Below are 17,550 nucleotides of genomic sequence, written 5' to 3' on the forward strand. Positions count from 1 at the left end.
GCGCCACTTCTATTTTTGTCGTATAAACAGGAAAAAGAGGATGATTTGACTCATCCTCTTTTGTCTTCTTATTTGTTTAGCAGTTTTTTTACGCGGTCAGCCACGTTTTCTGCAGTAAACCCGTATTCTTTCATAATTGTTTCTCCCGGAGCTGAAGCGCCGAAACGGTCAATTGCGAGAACGTCTCCTTCAAGACCGGTAAATTTGCCCCATCCGAAGCTTGATCCCATTTCAATCGCAAGACGTTTCGTTACGTTCGGAGGAAGTACGCTGTTTTTGTACTCAGCCGATTGTTTTTCGAAGCGGTCCCAGCTCGGCATGCTGACTACAGAAACGTGAACGTTTTCTTCAGCAAGCTTCGCCTGAGCTTCAATCGCGAGTCCGACTTCAGAACCCGTCGCTAAAAGAAGTGCGTCCGGTGCATCCGTTTGTGCTTTGGAAACGATATAAGCCCCTTTTTCCACTCCGGCATACGCTTCTTCAGCCTGCTGATCAATTGTCGGCAGGTTTTGGCGTGTCAATACAAGAGCTGTCGGGTGATCCTGGCTTTGAACGGCAAGCTTCCACGCAGCTGCGGTTTCATTTCCGTCAGCAGGTCTGATCACAGAAAGGTTAGGAAGTGCGCGTAAAGAAGCAAGCTGCTCAATCGGTTCGTGAGTCGGTCCGTCTTCTCCTACGGCAATACTGTCATGCGTGAATACATAAGTGACAGGCAGCCCCATTAATGACGCCAGACGAATGGCAGGTCTTAAATAGTCAGAGAACACAAAGAATGTGCCGCCGAATACGCGAAGGCCGCCGTGAAGCGCCATTCCGTTTAAAGCAGCGCCCATCGCGAATTCACGGACCCCGAACCAGAAGTTTTTCCCGGCGTAGTCTCTGGCCGTGAAGTCTCCTGCATTTTTGATTGTCGTTTTGTTTGAACCCGCAAGGTCAGCAGATCCCCCGACAAAGAAAGGAATTTTCTTAGCGATGCCGTTCAGCACCTCACCTGAAGATGCGCGGGAAGCAAGACTGCTGCCTTTTTCATAAACAGGAACTTCCTGATCCCAGTCTTTCGGAAGCTCGCCTTTCATTCCGAGTGACAGCTGTTCAGCAAGCTCAGGATATTTTTCTTGATAAGCCGCGAACAGTTCATTCCATTCCTGTTCTTTTTTCGAGCCGGCTTCTTTTACAGCTTGGTTGAAATGCGCGTATACTTCATCCGGAACATAAAAATCTTCTTCAAATGTCCAAGCGTACGCTTCTTTCGTCAGCTTGCTCTCTTCTTGTCCTAATGGAGCGCCGTGAACGCCAGATGTACCCGCGCGGTTTGGAGAACCGAAACCGATTGTGGTCTTCACTTCAATTAAAGTCGGTTTTTTATCATTCTGGCGCGCTTTTTCAATTGCAGCCGTCAATTCAGCGATGTTATTTCCGTCCTCAACATAAAGGACTTCCCAGTTCATTGCTTCAAAACGCTGTTTTACATTTTCAGAGAAAGAACGGTCTAAATCACCGTCTAAAGAAATATCATTAGAATCGTATAATACGATCAGGCGGCCTAACTCCAGATGGCCTGCAAGAGAAGCTGCTTCGGAAGAAATGCCTTCCATCAAATCGCCGTCTCCGCAAATACTGTATGTATAATGATCAACTACGTTGAATGAATCACGGTTATATGTCTCAGCCAGATGGCGTTCTGCGATTGCCATTCCCACTGCCATCGCGATACCCTGTCCGAGAGGCCCGGTCGTTGCGTCTACTCCTGCTGTATGTCCGAACTCCGGATGTCCCGGTGTTTTGCTTCCCCATTGACGGAACTGTTTCAGATCATCAATGCTGAGGTCATATCCGCTTAAATGCAGCATGCTGTATAAAAGCATTGAACCGTGTCCTGCTGATAAAACAAAACGGTCGCGGTTAAACCAGCCTGGATTCTGCGGATTCACATTCATAAATTTCGTCCACAGCGTGTAAGCCATCGGAGCGGCTCCCATCGGCATGCCCGGGTGTCCGGAATTAGCTTTTTCAATTGCGTCTATAGACAGTGTACGTATGGTGGCAACTGATTTCTTTTCAATTGTATCCATTATAATCCCCTTCCTTATTGTTGTACCTTTTCATCATAAAGCGATGCTGACTTTTTCTCAACTCTTTCAGCTTAAATTTGAGATAAACTTGTTGAAAATTGTCGTAAAGCACAGTCTGATATTAGTATATACGAAAAAAGAATACGTATTGCCGTATTCTTTCTGTTTAATGAAGATTATTTTTCTGTTGTTCCCTTTTTAATTTTTCAGGAGTGACATCATTACCTTCCGGATCAATAACTTTTACGCTCTTAAGCGTATTTTTCATTGAGGAGCGGAATCCTTTCAAATACTCCTGGCGAAGCTTTTGCTGTTCGGCTTTTTCCTCATCAGTTATCGTGTTTGATTTAGCTTTTTGAGCCAATTCGTTTATTCTCGCGATTTTTTCTTTAGAAATCATAATAAGCTCCTTTGGTGCGTGTTGATTATATACTACTAAAACGTAGTCGTTTTTACAACTGATGCACGTCAGCTGCCTTCGCTGTCTGCGGTATATTCCTGAAAACGCCGGTGAACCGTGGCTTTGGACACATCATATCCAAATCCTCTTAAGGTGGCTGCGATTTCTGCAAAGGTGAGCTTGTTGGCTCTCAGTCTGATAATTTCCGAAACCGGAACCTCTTTTTTTTCTTTACCGCTGTTTTCATGCCTGTTTTTCAGATTCCGTTCAGGTTTATAGCCGTTTTTTACGGCTCTTTTCATTCCCCGCCGGATCTTCATATTGTGAATTTTTCTTTGATACTCCTCAACAATACTGACGATTTCGAGTACCATCGTATCAGCTTCGGAAAGCTCCAGCTCACCCTTATGAGCCATCGTATATATTTTTACGTTTTCCCTGTAAATACAATGCAAAAGCGCGATCTTGGCGTTTCCTCTTCCCAGCCTTGTTTCGTCCTGCACCAATATCGCGTCAATATGTGATTTTTTAATATCATCAAGCATTTCAAATACTCCGTCGCGGTCCATTTCGTAACCGCTTGCTTTCTCAGAAATGACTTTTACGACTTCCATGCCGTTTGCCGCAGCGATCTCCCTAAGCTCCTCTTCCTGTCTTTTTAAAGACGTTTGCTGCTGTTCTTTGTTTGTGCTAACCCTGGCATAAATGATCGCCTTCATTTCTCTCTTTCCTCTCTAATTAACAATGGCCAGCTGATATACGGCCGGATGCTTCTTCTTAACCGGAAGAATAAGTTCGTCTCCGGGCTTTATATCAGCAGTTTGAAGATGATTATTCTCCGTCACCCACTCAATGAAATCTTCTTTATTAATATTTTTCTTTTCTGCTACATGATCCGCAAGTGACCAGAGAGTATCGCCGTCCTGAACCTTTATTTTAACATATTGGCTGAGCGTCTGATCATTCCCCGCGCATGAAACAAGTAAAATAGCGGCACTTAAAATCGCAGTAAACAGTCCGACAAATATGATAGATTCCTTCGCCATTTATACAACCTCCGATAAGAATGTTTGTTCGCTTTTTATATCTTTCAGTATATACGAACAAATGTTTCTGTCAATCGTTTTTTTCGAACCTATGTTTGTACTGTCAGGAAAATCATGCTATAATCTACTTAAAATCGACGTTTTGAGGTGCGAAATATGACGAAGCTATCAAAAAGGCAGCTTGATATCCTGCGTTTTATTAAAGAAGAGGTAAAAACAAAAGGATATCCGCCTTCTGTAAGAGAGATAGGAGAAGCAGTAGGACTGGCTTCCAGTTCAACCGTGCACGGACATTTGGCACGGCTTGAGACAAAAGGCCTGATCAGACGGGACCCTACTAAACCAAGGGCAATTGAGGTATTGGATGAAGAAGAAGTCCAAATTCCGAAAAGCCAGGTCGTAAATGTTCCGGTAATCGGGAAAGTGACGGCGGGTATTCCGATTACGGCTGTTGAAAATATCGATGAGTATTTTCCGCTTCCTGACCGGATGGTTCCTCCGGGCGAACATGTATTTATGTTAGAAATCATGGGAGAAAGTATGATTGACGCCGGCATTTTTGACAAAGATTACGTCATTGTCAAACAGCAGAACACGGCTAATAACGGGGAAATCGTGGTGGCTATGACCGAAGATGATGAAGCGACGGTCAAGCGCTTCTATAAAGAGGACAATTATGTGCGGCTGCAGCCGGAAAATCCGACGATGGAACCGATTATCCTGCAAAACGTAAGCATTTTAGGGAAAGTCATCGGCGTATTCAGAGCCGTCCATTAATTCTATTAAACTTTTTTTATCGTAAAACCCCTCACATAGGGGTTTTTCTTTTGCATAAAAAAGAGCAGGTTCGCCCTGGCTTAGAAACGAACCCGCTAAGGAGGAAAAACTTACATCATGCTTACATTCTTATTATCCGACATCTGACTTTTGAAGTCAACAAATAATGTTTCCCTAAAGAAACTTTTTGTATAATTTTCAACTTTGTATAGATGTTCGGGCTGAATTTGTTTATGTCATCTTTACTTGGGGCGGGAAATCAAATTTATATATGAATATTTAGTACATGGTACAACGTGTTTTGATTACGCGTAAAAAATCCCGCTGCTTTTTAGCGGGTATCAATTTTTAATCAAAATGATAATATTCTACGCCGTATAACCCTTTAATATAGACAGGTTCACAGATGTTTGAAGAGCTTTCAATCAAAATCCTGTATTTGTGATACGGGTCAATTGATTTTTTATCCTGCGCACTGAGATTTAACCAGCTGCCGCTGTAGCTTTTAGAACTTAATGTATAAAAATTTCCGTTCAGCGCCATCCGCTGGAGTTTCATGTTTAAACCGCATGAAGAGTTGTTCATAATGGTGAACTTGTATCCTAAAAAGTAATCGTCAGCTGATACAGTCCCCGGATTTTCAATATAAAACTCTTTTGCATTTCCCGCTAGTGTGAAGCTCGTTTTTGATCCGAATTCAGTGGTAGCCGCTTTGGCTGAGTGTATTCCGCAAAAACATAATAAAAAAACAGCAATACATATCCAGCACCTTTTCAATTTGCATCCCCCTTTTTTTACATATTTTAACTCGTGAACACAATGACGTCTATCCATATTTTAAGAAATCGCATACTTTATAACCACAATATACCAGTTTAAAAAATTACGGATTGCCTACAATGAAGAATAAACGAAATAACGAAGGTGGTTCAAATGAAACACGTAATTGCTTTCGCTTCTAAAACAGCGCTCACACTTGCTTTGCTGTACATTGTTCTGGATCTTATGTACCAAGTAACTTTTTTAAACGTTCTGTTTATTACATTGATCTTGAGTTTGATCACTTATTTTACGGGTGATTACATGATTCTGCCGAGAACAAGCAATTTCACAGCCGCTGCAGCTGATTTCGGAATTTCATTCATTATATTATGGATATTCCTTATGAATATTGGCGGTTTTAATGTTTCTCCTGCCGCGGCATCGGTTATTTCTGCACTTTGCCTTACTGTTTTTGAAGCATTTTTTCATCGGTATTTGCAGCAATATGTGCTGCCTGAAGATTATCAGGCCACAACAGAGACAGACAACACGCTATTGAGCTATCAAACCGAGGCGTCTGAAGAGTTAATGCCGGAAAAGGATCCTCAGGAAAAAACATAAAAAGGAGGCATTCGCCTCCTTTTCTTTTTATTTTTGCTTCTGCTCGTCCAGCGGCAGCTGCAGCAGTGAGTCTGTGCCTGTCGCTTTCGGTGTTTTTCCGTCCCATTTTTCAATCCATTTATATTTGATCATTTCATCAGACATTGATTTTTTTATAATTTCGTTATAATCAGCGATCCCTTCCGCTTCAATTTTTTTCTTTTTCGCTTCGGCTTCGGCTATTTTAATTTCAGTTTGTGTCCGTTCAAGCTCCTGTGAAGACTTCACCCTTGCATCAATGGCTTCCTGTGTGGCTTTATCCGGCTTCGGTACGCCAAGCGTCAGATCATCAATTAAAAATCCGAGATTCTTCATATCATCAGCAAACCTTTTTTGAACATCTGCAGCTGCTTCCGCAGATTTTTGCCCGTATGTGTCAATAACCGAGTATTTGCTGATTGATTTTCGCGCCGCGTCCCACAGCCTTGTTTTTAAATATGTATTTTCAATCGTTTCAACGTCTACCGCTCCGAATTTGTTAAACAGATCCACTACTTTGTCAGGCTGAACGACATAGTTGTAAGCGATATCCATTTCAATATTTTTACCGTCTGAAGTTGCCACTTTTATATTTTCATTATTCACTGTCTGCATACGCACCGGATATTCCGTTACTTTATTAAATAAACCGACTAAGTGCCAGCCTTGGTCCAATGTTTCGGATTTTACCCCGCCGTTCGGTGAATATACAACCCCGACATAACCATTCGGTATTTTTTCAATGAATAGTGACGCTGTAACGCCCGCAATCAAAAGGGCTGCGCCTATTATCACACCGCCGAGTATTTTTTTTGTGTTTCTCCGCTTATTTTCGCTCATGCTGATCTTCTTCCTCCCATGACTTTTTGAATTTTTTGGCTTTGCTTCCCACTTGTTTAAAGATAGGACTCAGCATCAGCCATAAACCGAATCCGATAATGACAAGAAGAATGATAGACCCGATCATCACTTTCATTTGCCCACCTCTTTTCTTTCATCCTGTCAGTTATGTATACGATCTTAAGAACTTAAAGTTTCATAAATTTCAAAAGAAAAAGCTCCGCCACCCAAATGCGGCGTGCTTATTTATAATTGTCACTGATAAAATCAGAAATCGTTTTTGTGAATTGGTAAAAGGTATTGTTCTGTGTGGACGCTCTGCTTTTCAGCGTAAAAGTATCAAATAGTGATTTTCTGAAGCCGGTGCTCATTTCGATTTGAATACTCAACCCGGATGAAGAATGATTGGCAAGGTTATTCGGACTGACGCCTGCATACTTATCATTCGTGTCGAGAAAAACGGCAGGATACCCATGCCCTTTCAGCACATCTGTCAAAAGTTCGGCCCGTGCTCTGTCTGTACCGCCGATTTTTATCTTTTTATCGACGCTGCCGTAGCCGTGCAAAGAAATGACATTTGAGTGCTCTTGCACCATTTGAACAGCCCTAGGTTCGTCAAAATGCGAACTGGTCAAATGCAAATCAGCATTACCGGCTGATTTTAATCCTTCAAATAAATACAAGCTCCGGTTTTCAGCAATTTCTCTGGCTAACTCACTGGTCCCCGGCTCTATGCCTCCGCCGTGTATAGCTAATATGAGAACATAAGGGTCATGCTCTTTCGTTGAAATAGAATAAACGGAGGGATTCTCATGCAGCTTTAATTTCTCGAAACTGCCGTAAGTATCTGAAGCGGCATCAGCCCGTAAAAACGGCAGAAGCAAACGATAAAATTAAAACTAAAATTCCTTTTTTGGTTATTGATGGCAATTGTATGTTTATGTTACAATACAAATGCTTCAGCCTTTGAAGCGAACGGCAGAACAGGGTGACTTTGGACGGTTTCTTCTGCTCTGCCTCTTTGCCAGCAGCTCGGTTTTCTCTTCTAACCCTTTTTTTCATAACATCATCCTTTCTTTTATTTACACTTTTGTCACAATATTATATACGTTGGACAAGACCTCCGTTCATCTTAAAGAATAAAAACATCAGAGCAGCCTCCATCCTTTACGTAAAAAGCCTTTCTGTTCAGAAAACGGAATGCTTACATGATAAACATGAAACCCTTCTCCCTTTGTTCCGTATAAAACAAGAGGAGGATTTTTTTATGAAAGAATACGAATTTGTAAAAGTTGAGCTAAGCACGATGAGAAGAAGACCGAAGGAGGACTACCGGGAAATCATTCATCAATATGCTGAACGCGGCTGGCGTCTGGTTCAAATATTTGCTCCCAGCATAGACGGATATGGGGCAGCGGCTTATTTCGAAATTATATTTGAACGTGACATATGACTTTTTATTTCCATAGAAAAAAGACTGCCGTTGAGCAGTCTTTTTTCATTTTATTTTGTGCCTGTTGATCCCAGTCCTCCGCGGTCCTTGTTCCCGAGGTTATCTACTTCGATCAGCTCCACTTGAGGCATTTTCTTCATGATTCTGAATTGGCAGATCCGCTCTCCTTTGGAAATGTCGGTATCCCGAAGTGCGTATGCAGGAAAAAACCAGAAATCATTGTCACCTTTATAAGATTCATCAATGACACCCATTGAATTTGTCTGAATAATACCGAAATGCTTATATGTACTTGAACGCGGAACGACATGGGCCTCGTATCCTTCCGGCAGCTCCATCGCAACTCCCAGCGGAATAAGTTTGAATTCGTCTTTTTTGATTGTTATATCCTCTGCTGCCCGCAGATCAATCCAATCGCCCTGTTCAATTTTACTGATTCTCGTTTGTGTATCATCTGAATATTTAATTTTGATTTGTAAAGTCATGTTCGCTGCTCCTTTTGATTCCCTATTTTAGTCGTATTTATGACCAATCCGTGCCCCATTATACCATTTAACGTTGCTTTTTGAAGCCGGAGCAGCTGAAGGAGGATTAACCGTGAGGAAAAGAAAATGCAGAATTGAGAAGAAGCCTGAAATGAGGGGGACACCCCCTGTCAGGCTTTTGATTGCTGTTGGTAATAATAAAAATTATACTTTTGATCAAATGCTTCTTCGCTTCCGCACAGATAAATAATAAATTCAATAAATGCAATAATTGAAGGAATTGAAGTCCAGCAAAACAAAAGATAGAGAATTCCTTGTCCGACTCTTCCTAAATAAAACTTATGAATGCCGAAACCGCCTAGAAAAAATGCTAATATTGCAGCCACAATCCTGCTTTTCTTACTTACCATCATGTCCTCCTATGAGTCTTTTTTCGTCATTTTCATATGACAGCTCTAATTATAATACAATTTCTCTATATAGAGTAAAATTTTTTATATATTGTTACTGGTTTTCCCAGAACTTTTTCAGATCCGTTCTTTTCACTGAAATATTGGCATTTTTTTAAAATTCACCCGGGTGCAAAAAGGAATTTCGTCCCGAACAAAGAATTTGATGAATAAGCGCATAAAGGCGCGCGGCTATTTTCTGTCCTCTGCGTCAGGCGCTTATATCAAAAGAAAGAGGTGTCTTTAGAATGGTTCAATTTAAAAACTTTCCTGATCCGTCTTTAAACGCCGCATTGCAGTCTCACCCTGCCCATTCCTCTGAATTGGAACATCTCAAAGCAAGGATGCAGAATTTTATTAAGCATTCCGCAACAGATGATAATCTTGAGATCGCAGATGCCCGGGTGACGGCGGAAGGAATGGTCACCTCACTTTTAAAAGATCGGCTTGATACAGAATACAAAATGCTTATGAATAAAATCACCCGGGAAGTGAATGTGGAGGATTACGGAGCAGTCCCTGACGGCCGGGACAATACGGAAGCCTTTCGGAGAGCGATCGGGAACGGCCGCGTCAAAGTCAATGTTCCCTCAGGAGAATTTTTGGTTCAAGGGATAAAACTCCCATCGTGGACAACCATCTCCGGTGAGGGACAAGGGATTACCGTGATTAAACTCCATGAGGACGCTCCCGCATATGAATGGGTCATAACTAATAATGATTACGAAAATGGAAATCGTAATATTTTTGTAGAGGGCATGACTTTAGACTGGAATCCTGATCGTCAATGCGGAGTCAGAAACCCGGGAGGACAGTTTTACAGCTGTTTAACGTTTGCTAACGTGCAATACGGCTGGATTAAGAATGTTGAAGCGGTTAACGCAGGTCTGCATGGTATTGATATCACATCTCCCGCTTACGATCATTTGCCTGAAACTGAATGGACAAAAGACGGCTGCCGTTATATATGGATAGATAACTGTGTGGCGTACGGCGCCGGAGACGACGGCATTACCACCCATTACAGCGAATATATTTTCATTTCCAACTGCCATTCCGGAAATCCCCGCGGCACAGAGCATGCCGAGGGCAGCGCAAATTCGAACGGTATTGAAATTGATGACGGCTCTAAACATGTGTGGCTTTTGAATAACTATACGAGCGGAAATATCCGAGGGATTGAAGTAAAAGCGCACAGCCTGTGGCCGGCTTCTCAAAATGTTCATATTATCGGCCATGTGTCATATCGTGATGTACGTTCTTTTGATATTCGTCATATCGGCCACCACCAGGCCTCAGACCCTGAAAGCACGACGGCTTATGATGTTACTTTAACCGATTGCACCGCGATTGAACCGGTTTTCAATGCTCTCTATGACGGTGTAACCCCGCGGGCGCTGGTCATCTCCGCCTATAAAAATGTCAATGTAAACGGATTCACAGCCATTGGCGACCCTTCATACGACTATGGCGGGAATCCTGTCGTAGCTCTTCAATACCGCAGTCAAAATATTACGATCAGCGGCATTAAAATACGCGGCTTTACACAAGCCGGTGTTGACATCAATATATCCGGCGGATCAAATAAAACCGATTATGTTAAAATTTCAAATTTTGATATTTACAAGTCTTCTCCTAAAGGGATTTCAATCGGCGGAGGGCAATATAACGTAAATATTATGAACGGAACGATGATCGGAGACGGCGGTTCCGTCGGAATTACGTCCCCTAACAGTCAGGCTGTCATTCTCGGCGTGCAGGCGGAAGGTTACAGCGCTGCCGCTTCTATAAAAGGACAGACTTACGAGCAGATCCCGGTCAATTTAAAGGGAGGCGCACAGCTTGCGACGAGCTCTGGTTTTGCATTTAACCCGACAAGCGCCGTTATTGCGGGAACAGGCGATATTACGGCAAAGGGTGACAGAAATGCGATCATCAGCTCTTCTGGAGGTTCAAGTTCTGAAGGTTCAAGGGCATTTATCGCCGCTTCAAACAATGCCCATATTACGGGCAGTAAAGTCTCCAGAACAATTCTGTCATCAGAAAGCATTACCTTGGAAGAACCGTACACAGTTGCCGGAGGGCATCAGTCCATTAAATGGAAACTGGACTCAGCGGGCGGCCACGGAACTTTCGCCGGAGCTGTCACCTCTTCCCTGTCAGGATACGGAGAATATTTTGAAAGTGTAAACGGCCAGTTTATCCCCGCCGGGACGATCGTCACAGTAAGGGGAGAAAAAATCGAACCGGCTCACGTTGGAGATTATATGCTCGGCGTCATTTCAGAAACAGCCGCTTTTATATCAGGAGCTGCAAGCTTCGGATGGCAAAGCCGCTTTTTGACGAACGAGTTCGGCGGTTTTATATATGAAAGCGTGACTGACGAAGAAACAGGAGAAACGATACGCGTGCCGAAACAAAACCCAGACTACAGCCCGGCTCTTGAAGCTGACTATGAAGCACGTGCTGCCAGGGACGAATGGCATATTGTCGGACTAAGCGGCCGGCATTACGTACGGATTGACAGTACGGTCAACCCGGGAGATTATATCACGGCTCATAACGGAATCGGAACTAAAGCCGCGGAAGGCTGGAAGGTATTGAAACTGACGGCCTTATACAGTCCTGAAAAAGGGTACGGCATTGCCATTGCGGTTATCAAATAGCGGTTTTAATATCAGGATCATCTCCTCTCTTATCTATCGGCGGGTATGGTCCTGTTCTTTTATACCGAACGAGCCGCCTCTTTTTAAGCCTATCGTTTCATTTGTCCAAGCCATCAGGTCCTTCAGTCATAGAATATTACCGTCAGATGAAAAAGGAGGATGGATATGGATATGGATATGGATATGGATATGGATATGCATTATGATCACGGTGAAAAAGAACAAAAGCAGCCTAAACAAAAGAAAAAGAAACAAGATAAAAAGCATCTTGATTATGATTACATCGTCGTCTATAAAAGAAAATGCAAAAAATACTGCTGACCTGATATATCAACGCTTGTTACACCCGGTAAACACCGGGTGTTTTTGTTATTATGCGTTTCTGTATAGGCATGGAAGGAATACAGCCAAAAGAGTTCAGGTTTCCGGGCCATTTTCACCTAAAATCCGGTCATCCTATCACGATACATAAAAGCATTCTATTATCTTCTTCCCATCCCCGCCGAATTAAAAGTATTTTATTTACAGAAAACAACACAAATAGAATGACATGACATTTGAGAGGATGTGCTCTTTGCTTGATTAATTTTTCTGCGCTACCATGAATTTGCAACAATTTTTCAAAAAATTCCCTCAGGAGGTCATAGTCATGAAAATCGCCAGAACAGCAATCGGATCATGCTTAGCTTTATCTCTAACAATTCCTTTCACAGCCAGTGCCTCAGCAGCCAGTCAGTCTGAACACGCGAATGCGCCTCAAGTTGCACCCGTTGCAAATCCGTTAGAAAGTAAATTATCCCAAAAAGCAGACTCAAACGTGAAAGCAGTAGGTGTGGATGCCGGGCTGAATGTAGACGTAGATGTTCTCGGAATCTCTGATCGCATTGCTGAAGCGGTTAAATCAAATCAAAATCGAACCGGCTGGGTAAAAAATGTCATGGAAACAACATTTTACGCATCAGGACAGAAGTATAACGTCATGGTGTTTAATTTAAATCAAGAATACGAAGACCGCTTTAACGGTGTTCAATTTTACGGATCAGCCGTTTATGACGGCATTACTTACGGAATCTGGGTCTTCGAAGACGGGTCCTTTGATAACAAGGGAGACGGAGGCTGGATTAACTGGGCATTCAGAGGCTGGTTCGATCGTGATAATCAGCATATTGAATTCCACAGACCTTAACACGAAAAAACTTGCGGCTGCGCACCGCAAGTTTTTTTATTGCACCGGATTGTTACACATTTTTCACCCTTATAACGACTATACTTGAAGTGCGGGCCTCCGATCGCGGACCCAGTAAAGTGTTTCAAAGTGAGGGTGCGTCATGTCAAAATTTTTAAAAATAACTTTGTGGAGTATATTGGTGTTGATCATCTTGTTAGTGATTATCGGAATCGTTTCTTACAATCAAACTCCTTCCGCAGGTAGCACAGCTGAAAGAATGCTTAATGACGTCTTATCAGTTTAAAGTTCTGCATACTCCTCTATCGATTTTTTCATTTCTTTTTATAATTTTTCAGAAAAATAAACTAGCATCCCTATCAAACTTTTACATTCAGCATAATATGTATTAATCCTCTTAAGGGAGGTGAGATCATATGGGCGGTTATGGTAGCTCCTTTGCGTTAATCGTGGTGCTATTCATTTTATTAATCATCGTCGGGGCTTCTTTCCTCGGCGGTTATTAAGAGTCCCCTTGCCTCTGCATCCATGTGAGCAGCACCTTCATGATCGTACGGCGCCATAATGAATTTTTTATGGCGCTTTGCTGTTTCCTCATTTAACTAACTTTTTCAAACGAAAAAGATCGGCAATGCATGAACATGCTGCCGATCAGTAATTTCATAGATTATTTTGTGAGGTTTACATCGATGACGTTATAGAAGGCATTAGAAGTATCCGCAACATCCCACACCCCTAAAATGATATGGTAACCGCTTCGATCAGTCGGCACAAAAATCTTATGAGTCAGATTCGTATCTGCCTTGGAGCCGTCGTGGTTTACCGTCCCGATTAATTCGAATTCATCTCTTGACAAAGGTTTATTCGGATTCCAGTTTTTCTTGGTGATATAATAGTGCCACTTTGATGTCGCATGAGGTGCGGTGTAGTGCCAAGTAAAGGTGTTAAAGCCGCCGCGGATGTTTTGTTTTACCCAATGATCTGCAGTCTGCTTGTCCAAACCGAAATCAATTTGTCCAGATCCTCCGTTTGCAGACGCAATTCTACCATCCGGCGGACCTGCAGCCGGAAATCCTTTCGGCCCTTCCACAGACTGAGGATTATCAATGACGGAGCCATATTTCTGCGCAGCAGCCGTCCAGCCCATTGTTTGCTTCTCTAATGCCCCCATGTACGCTCTGCTGACGGGCTCTTTTATATACCCGTGTGCAGACGCATCACTTGAATAGAAAGCGCCTCCAATACCAAGAGTAACAGTTAAAACTGCAGCTTTGACTAAACCCTTCATCTCTACGTCATCCTCCCTTTTTTGTTAATGAAAACCTTTCAGTATATACATTTCACGATGGAGAATGAAAAGACCTTCCTTTTCTTGATAGGAAAAAGCAATGAGGTTTGCGCTCTTCCCTTTGTTTTTTATAATCATAAAAAAAGACGGGCCGTTTCTGTGGTCGAAAAACCGGCCCGCTCCGCCTGACTTCATTCAATCGCTTGCTTTACTGGTTTCTTTTCGGATAACCGGTGCTACTTCTGTTGCTAATCGTTCGATGTTTTCCGCGGCTTTTTTAAACGGCATACCGCCTATATCGATTTGCGCGAGGAACCGCTGATGTCCGAACAGCTCGTATTGGTGCATGATTTTTTCAATGATCTGCTGTGAGCTTCCCACAAATAAGGCTGTTTCTTTACCGGCTGCCCGCTCAAAGTCTTCCTTCGTTAAAGGCTCATGAATCCCGTGATATGAATGTACACGGGACCAGTAATTAGAATGATACGGATAAAATTCTTGTATTGCCTGTTCATTCGTTTTTGAAATGAACGTATGTCCGGTTACGGCAACCTTCACATTTTCCGGCGGATGACCGGCTTTAGAAGCCGCTTCCCGATATTTGTCAACAAGCGGTTTAGATGACCTCGGATCACCGCTCAGTACAGCTAATGCCAGACCGGCCCCTGCACTTCCGGCCCGTTCCGCACTTTCCGGAGTGCCCGAAACACCTAACCACAGCGGAATGCTTCCGTGAAAAGGCTGCGGGGAAATTTCTGCATTGTTAAGCGGCGGCCGGTAACATCCTTTCCAGGTAATCACTTCTTCCTCGGAGTTTAATGTTAAAAAAAGCTCAATGTGTTCTTCAAACAATTCTTTATAATGACCCACGTCATAACCGAAAAGAGGAAACGAGTCTAAAAATGCCCCCCGTCCCGCAATGATTTCTGCCCGGCCGTTTGATATCAGATCAAGTGTTGCAAAATCCTCAAATAAACGAACGGGATCTTCGGTAGATAATACAGTCGTGGCACTCGTCAGCTTAATGTTTTCGGTGAGCTGTGAAATCGCTGATAAGATGACGGGCGGCGATGACACCGCATAATCCAGACGATGATGCTCGCCTACGCCGAATACATCAAGACCCGCATCGTCAGCCAATTTTGCCAGCTTTATCAATTCATCTAACCGTTGCTTTGCGCTGACTGTTTTCCCTGTCAGAGGATCGGGGTATAATTCTGCAAATGAATAAATTCCAATTTCCATACAATCATGATGTTCAGCCCTCACATTTCTCTCCTCCTGCACTGTGTAAAAAAAGCTTTTATTTGTTATTCTATTCAGCCGTTTTCAAAAAGGAACTCATCCAAATAAATACAACAGACTAGAATCCAGAAGTTCCGATGTTTCTGGCCGCCTTATGCTTATGCTCTGCTCATTAGATTCCTGCTGCCGGATAGACCCGGATGGGATACCGTCCCGAGCAAGAACACAGCCATTCGAATTCATGTCATGCGTTCAATCTTCAATCCAATCATGATATTGATCATAAAGCGGACGTATTCTTCCGGCATCACGAGCGATGACTTCACACCCTCTGTCATCATATATAAAGAAAATAATGTCTTTTGTGATATTCACAAAGAAAACATCGGGATAATCAACAGAGTAACCCCCGAATCTTGGCTTCAGCGGAAAATCTTCGTGGGCAGCTGCCTTAAGTAATTGAGTAATACGCAAATCTTTCCGTTTACATATTAAAGAAAACTGCTGCATTTCGTATTCTTCTGCATCATCTGCTTCAAACGGGTACGGGCATGTTTTCACCTGAATCCGATATAAATCATCCTTACACTTCAGAAACGGCTGATAAATTTTTAATTTTCTTGCGTAAATATCCTTAGTTTTGTACTTATATACATTTGCAACAAGAAATAAGTCATCATTTTGTTCAAACAGTTCATCGAAAATAGCGGCAGTTTGATGATGGACAAGCTGAAAATAATCAAGATTCAAACCCCCGCTTTCATCAAATTGATACATATTGCCGCCAAGAGAAAAATGGATCCCAACGCCCCATTGGTGATAAATGCCGGGCATTAATTTTAGAGTTGGAAACCTTTCCTTCAGATAATCCTTTATTTCCATTTAAACAGACTCACTTTCTGTTATTGATCGGCTCACTTTTTTCTTTTTCGCTGTTGTAATATTATTCCGATTGGAATACAATGAAATAGAACACTGTAAACCCCATTGATCAGGATGGATGCTGGTCACATTCATCTTGATCCTTTTTTCACAAGCTCACCTCCACTGCGGACCCTTCCATTTCCGAAGCTGCTCATTGATTTTACACATTCCAGGGTATTACTTTCTTATACATAAGCAGCAAGTGACTCTTTTATCGACCCAGATCAATTTAGAAAATCGAGAAAAAACAGACAAAACTAATGGTTTTGGATGAAAGAGAGGGTTATACCGCCCTTTTTACTTCAGTCATACCAATGTATTCTTTTCAGTTTAAATTTTTCTTTATAGGACTCATGATCGGTTTTCCATGCTGCTTCAACAGTGATTTCATGACCGATTACTTCATTTTCCGGCATATATTCAAACGTCTGAATATGATCTTCCCCCGTTCCGCCGCCTTCTAATTTCTCTCCAGTGTATTCTGAAAGATGATAGTCTTTATCTTCTTCATATTTCCGGCCGTCAATAAATAATGTTAATCTCTTAATCACCGTTTTCTTTTCATTCTCTTTATTGCCTCTGTAGTACAAATTCAAGAAATAATTAGGACCGATAGAGGTCTTGCCTGATTTTTCAATTGACGCTTCCCACGTCTTGTTCTGGCTATAGCCGATATATTTGACTTTCTCTCCTGAAATTAAAGAAAACAGTGCAATTCCGGCCGTTATGGTCAGAACAGTGATAATAATCAGCAATTTTTTAATGACTTTATACTTCTTCATTGCATCCCGCCTTTATCATTTAGAACGTATGGACATTAGAATTGTTACATTTAAATTCAAAAACTTAATAAATAGAGGTTCAGATTCCAGTCATCAAAAAAATACGAAAAATAAGGCCATATTCCCCCTTAGCAGATTGCCACGCGATCATGATAAAAGTCGTCCAAAAAATTGTGACTAAAAAAAGCATAACAGTTACAATCATTAAAATGAGACAACTTATCGATAGAACTGAGTCTTTGTTTTTGTTAAGAATCAGAGTAACTGCTGCTCCGGCAGCAAATATATACGACAAAATCGCGCCGATCCAATACCATAGCATTGAGTCATTGCTCCAATAAGCCATTGATTGCATATAAATGCTGAATATAAATCCTATCAAAGCTAATACGAGCGAAACTAAATTTGACTTCAAGTCAGAGTTCCTTTCATCATACGTTTTATTTTTTAGCAACGACTTCGGACAACGCCTTCTCATCATTAGCTCCTGATCATAATTAATGTGAGCAATACAATAAAAACCATCTTCAAATAAG

The 17,550-nt window shown here is 42.1% G+C and carries 21 protein-coding genes and 1 pseudogene; 7 read left to right on the forward strand and 15 right to left on the reverse strand.

Annotation, left to right across the window (positions count from 1 at the left end; genetic code table 11):
* Window positions 1-68 precede the first annotated feature (68 nt).
* From tkt to yneA, 4 genes are all read right to left on the reverse strand, one after another.
* The gene (gene tkt, locus ACW5MY_RS19795; protein ID WP_013352417.1) at window positions 69-2,072 is read right to left on the reverse strand and encodes a transketolase; all 2,004 of its coding nucleotides are present in this window, start codon (window positions 2,070-2,072) and stop codon (window positions 69-71) included.
* 166 nt (window positions 2,073-2,238) lie between these two features.
* On the reverse strand, window positions 2,239-2,472 hold the full coding sequence (locus ACW5MY_RS19800) for a DUF896 domain-containing protein (RefSeq protein WP_003153997.1): 234 nt from the start codon (window positions 2,470-2,472) through the stop codon (window positions 2,239-2,241).
* 68 nt (window positions 2,473-2,540) lie between these two features.
* Window positions 2,541-3,191: a YneB family resolvase-like protein gene (locus ACW5MY_RS19805; RefSeq protein ID WP_013352416.1), complete on the reverse strand. Its 651-nt coding sequence runs from the start codon at window positions 3,189-3,191 to the stop codon at window positions 2,541-2,543.
* Between the two features lie 15 nt (window positions 3,192-3,206).
* Entirely contained in the window at window positions 3,207-3,518 is a 312-nt protein-coding gene (gene yneA / locus ACW5MY_RS19810; protein ID WP_013352415.1) for a cell division suppressor protein YneA, read from the reverse strand.
* Window positions 3,519-3,674: 156 nt separating this feature from the next.
* Here yneA and lexA point away from each other — a divergent pair, with 156 nt between their 5' ends.
* Window positions 3,675-4,295, forward strand: a complete 621-nt coding sequence (gene lexA, locus ACW5MY_RS19815) for a transcriptional repressor LexA (protein ID WP_007611720.1) — start codon at window positions 3,675-3,677, stop codon at window positions 4,293-4,295.
* A gap of 348 nt (window positions 4,296-4,643) precedes the next feature.
* On the opposite strand, the gene ACW5MY_RS19820 is transcribed toward lexA, so the two are convergent.
* On the reverse strand, window positions 4,644-5,072 hold the full coding sequence (locus ACW5MY_RS19820; protein WP_013352414.1) for a hypothetical protein: 429 nt from the start codon (window positions 5,070-5,072) through the stop codon (window positions 4,644-4,646).
* A 156-nt stretch (window positions 5,073-5,228) separates the two neighbouring features.
* Here ACW5MY_RS19820 and ACW5MY_RS19825 point away from each other — a divergent pair, with 156 nt between their 5' ends.
* Window positions 5,229-5,678 (forward strand): YndM family protein, encoded by a 450-nt coding sequence (locus ACW5MY_RS19825; protein ID WP_013352413.1) that lies wholly within the window; start codon window positions 5,229-5,231, stop codon window positions 5,676-5,678.
* 27 nt (window positions 5,679-5,705) lie between these two features.
* Here ACW5MY_RS19825 and ACW5MY_RS19830 read toward each other — a convergent pair whose 3' ends face one another.
* The 3 genes and pseudogenes from ACW5MY_RS19830 to ACW5MY_RS19840 form a co-directional block, all read right to left on the reverse strand.
* Entirely contained in the window at window positions 5,706-6,536 is an 831-nt protein-coding gene (locus tag ACW5MY_RS19830) for a prohibitin family protein (protein ID WP_013352412.1), read from the reverse strand.
* Window positions 6,523-6,672: a hypothetical protein gene (locus tag ACW5MY_RS19835; protein WP_013352411.1), complete on the reverse strand. Its 150-nt coding sequence runs from the start codon at window positions 6,670-6,672 to the stop codon at window positions 6,523-6,525. Before ACW5MY_RS19835 ends, ACW5MY_RS19830 begins: the two co-directional genes overlap by 14 nt.
* Window positions 6,673-6,778: 106 nt before the next feature.
* Window positions 6,779-7,598 (reverse strand): annotated as a pseudogene (locus ACW5MY_RS19840) (poly-gamma-glutamate hydrolase family protein).
* A gap of 205 nt (window positions 7,599-7,803) precedes the next feature.
* Here ACW5MY_RS19840 and ACW5MY_RS19845 point away from each other — a divergent pair.
* The gene (locus tag ACW5MY_RS19845) at window positions 7,804-7,989 is read left to right on the forward strand and encodes a DUF4177 domain-containing protein (RefSeq protein ID WP_013352409.1); all 186 of its coding nucleotides are present in this window, start codon (window positions 7,804-7,806) and stop codon (window positions 7,987-7,989) included.
* 50 nt (window positions 7,990-8,039) lie between these two features.
* Here the strand turns inward: ACW5MY_RS19845 and ACW5MY_RS19850 are convergent, their stop codons facing one another.
* Window positions 8,040-8,474, reverse strand: coding sequence for a dUTP diphosphatase (locus ACW5MY_RS19850; RefSeq protein WP_013352408.1), 435 nt, complete (start codon window positions 8,472-8,474; stop codon window positions 8,040-8,042).
* Window positions 8,475-8,644: 170 nt separating this feature from the next.
* Window positions 8,645-8,884, reverse strand: coding sequence for a TM2 domain-containing protein (locus tag ACW5MY_RS19855; RefSeq protein ID WP_013352407.1), 240 nt, complete (start codon window positions 8,882-8,884; stop codon window positions 8,645-8,647).
* Between the two features lie 287 nt (window positions 8,885-9,171).
* On the opposite strand from ACW5MY_RS19855, the gene ACW5MY_RS19860 reads away from it, so the two are divergent.
* The 4 genes from ACW5MY_RS19860 (at window position 9,172) to ACW5MY_RS19875 (ending at window position 13,281) form a co-directional block, all read left to right on the forward strand.
* Window positions 9,172-11,589 (forward strand): peptidase G2 autoproteolytic cleavage domain-containing protein, encoded by a 2,418-nt coding sequence (locus tag ACW5MY_RS19860; RefSeq protein ID WP_013352406.1) that lies wholly within the window; start codon window positions 9,172-9,174, stop codon window positions 11,587-11,589.
* A 165-nt stretch (window positions 11,590-11,754) separates the two neighbouring features.
* A complete protein-coding gene (locus tag ACW5MY_RS19865; protein WP_014472556.1) occupies window positions 11,755-11,910 on the forward strand; it encodes a hypothetical protein in 156 nt (51 codons plus the stop codon).
* 328 nt (window positions 11,911-12,238) lie between these two features.
* Complete coding sequence (locus ACW5MY_RS19870) at window positions 12,239-12,775, forward strand: stress protein (RefSeq protein ID WP_462061936.1); 537 nt, start codon at window positions 12,239-12,241, stop codon at window positions 12,773-12,775.
* A gap of 416 nt (window positions 12,776-13,191) precedes the next feature.
* Window positions 13,192-13,281, forward strand: a complete 90-nt coding sequence (locus ACW5MY_RS19875) for a YjcZ family sporulation protein (RefSeq protein WP_016935991.1) — start codon at window positions 13,192-13,194, stop codon at window positions 13,279-13,281.
* Window positions 13,282-13,442: 161 nt separating this feature from the next.
* On the opposite strand, the gene ACW5MY_RS19880 is transcribed toward ACW5MY_RS19875, so the two are convergent.
* The 5 genes from ACW5MY_RS19880 to ACW5MY_RS19900 all read right to left on the reverse strand — a co-directional run bounded on the left by ACW5MY_RS19880 (window position 13,443) and on the right by ACW5MY_RS19900 (window position 17,495).
* Window positions 13,443-14,063 (reverse strand): lytic polysaccharide monooxygenase auxiliary activity family 9 protein, encoded by a 621-nt coding sequence (locus ACW5MY_RS19880; protein ID WP_013352403.1) that lies wholly within the window; start codon window positions 14,061-14,063, stop codon window positions 13,443-13,445.
* Between the two features lie 195 nt (window positions 14,064-14,258).
* A complete protein-coding gene (locus tag ACW5MY_RS19885) occupies window positions 14,259-15,332 on the reverse strand; it encodes an LLM class flavin-dependent oxidoreductase (protein ID WP_014470356.1) in 1,074 nt (357 codons plus the stop codon).
* Between the two features lie 228 nt (window positions 15,333-15,560).
* Window positions 15,561-16,190: a DUF3885 domain-containing protein gene (locus ACW5MY_RS19890; RefSeq protein ID WP_013352401.1), complete on the reverse strand. Its 630-nt coding sequence runs from the start codon at window positions 16,188-16,190 to the stop codon at window positions 15,561-15,563.
* A gap of 344 nt (window positions 16,191-16,534) precedes the next feature.
* Window positions 16,535-17,014, reverse strand: coding sequence for a DUF4944 domain-containing protein (locus ACW5MY_RS19895; protein WP_013352400.1), 480 nt, complete (start codon window positions 17,012-17,014; stop codon window positions 16,535-16,537).
* 79 nt (window positions 17,015-17,093) lie between these two features.
* Window positions 17,094-17,495, reverse strand: coding sequence for a DUF3902 family protein (locus ACW5MY_RS19900; protein ID WP_118977610.1), 402 nt, complete (start codon window positions 17,493-17,495; stop codon window positions 17,094-17,096).
* Window positions 17,496-17,550 lie beyond the last annotated feature (55 nt).

Source organism: Bacillus sp. Bwzl_19 (assembly GCF_054900515.1).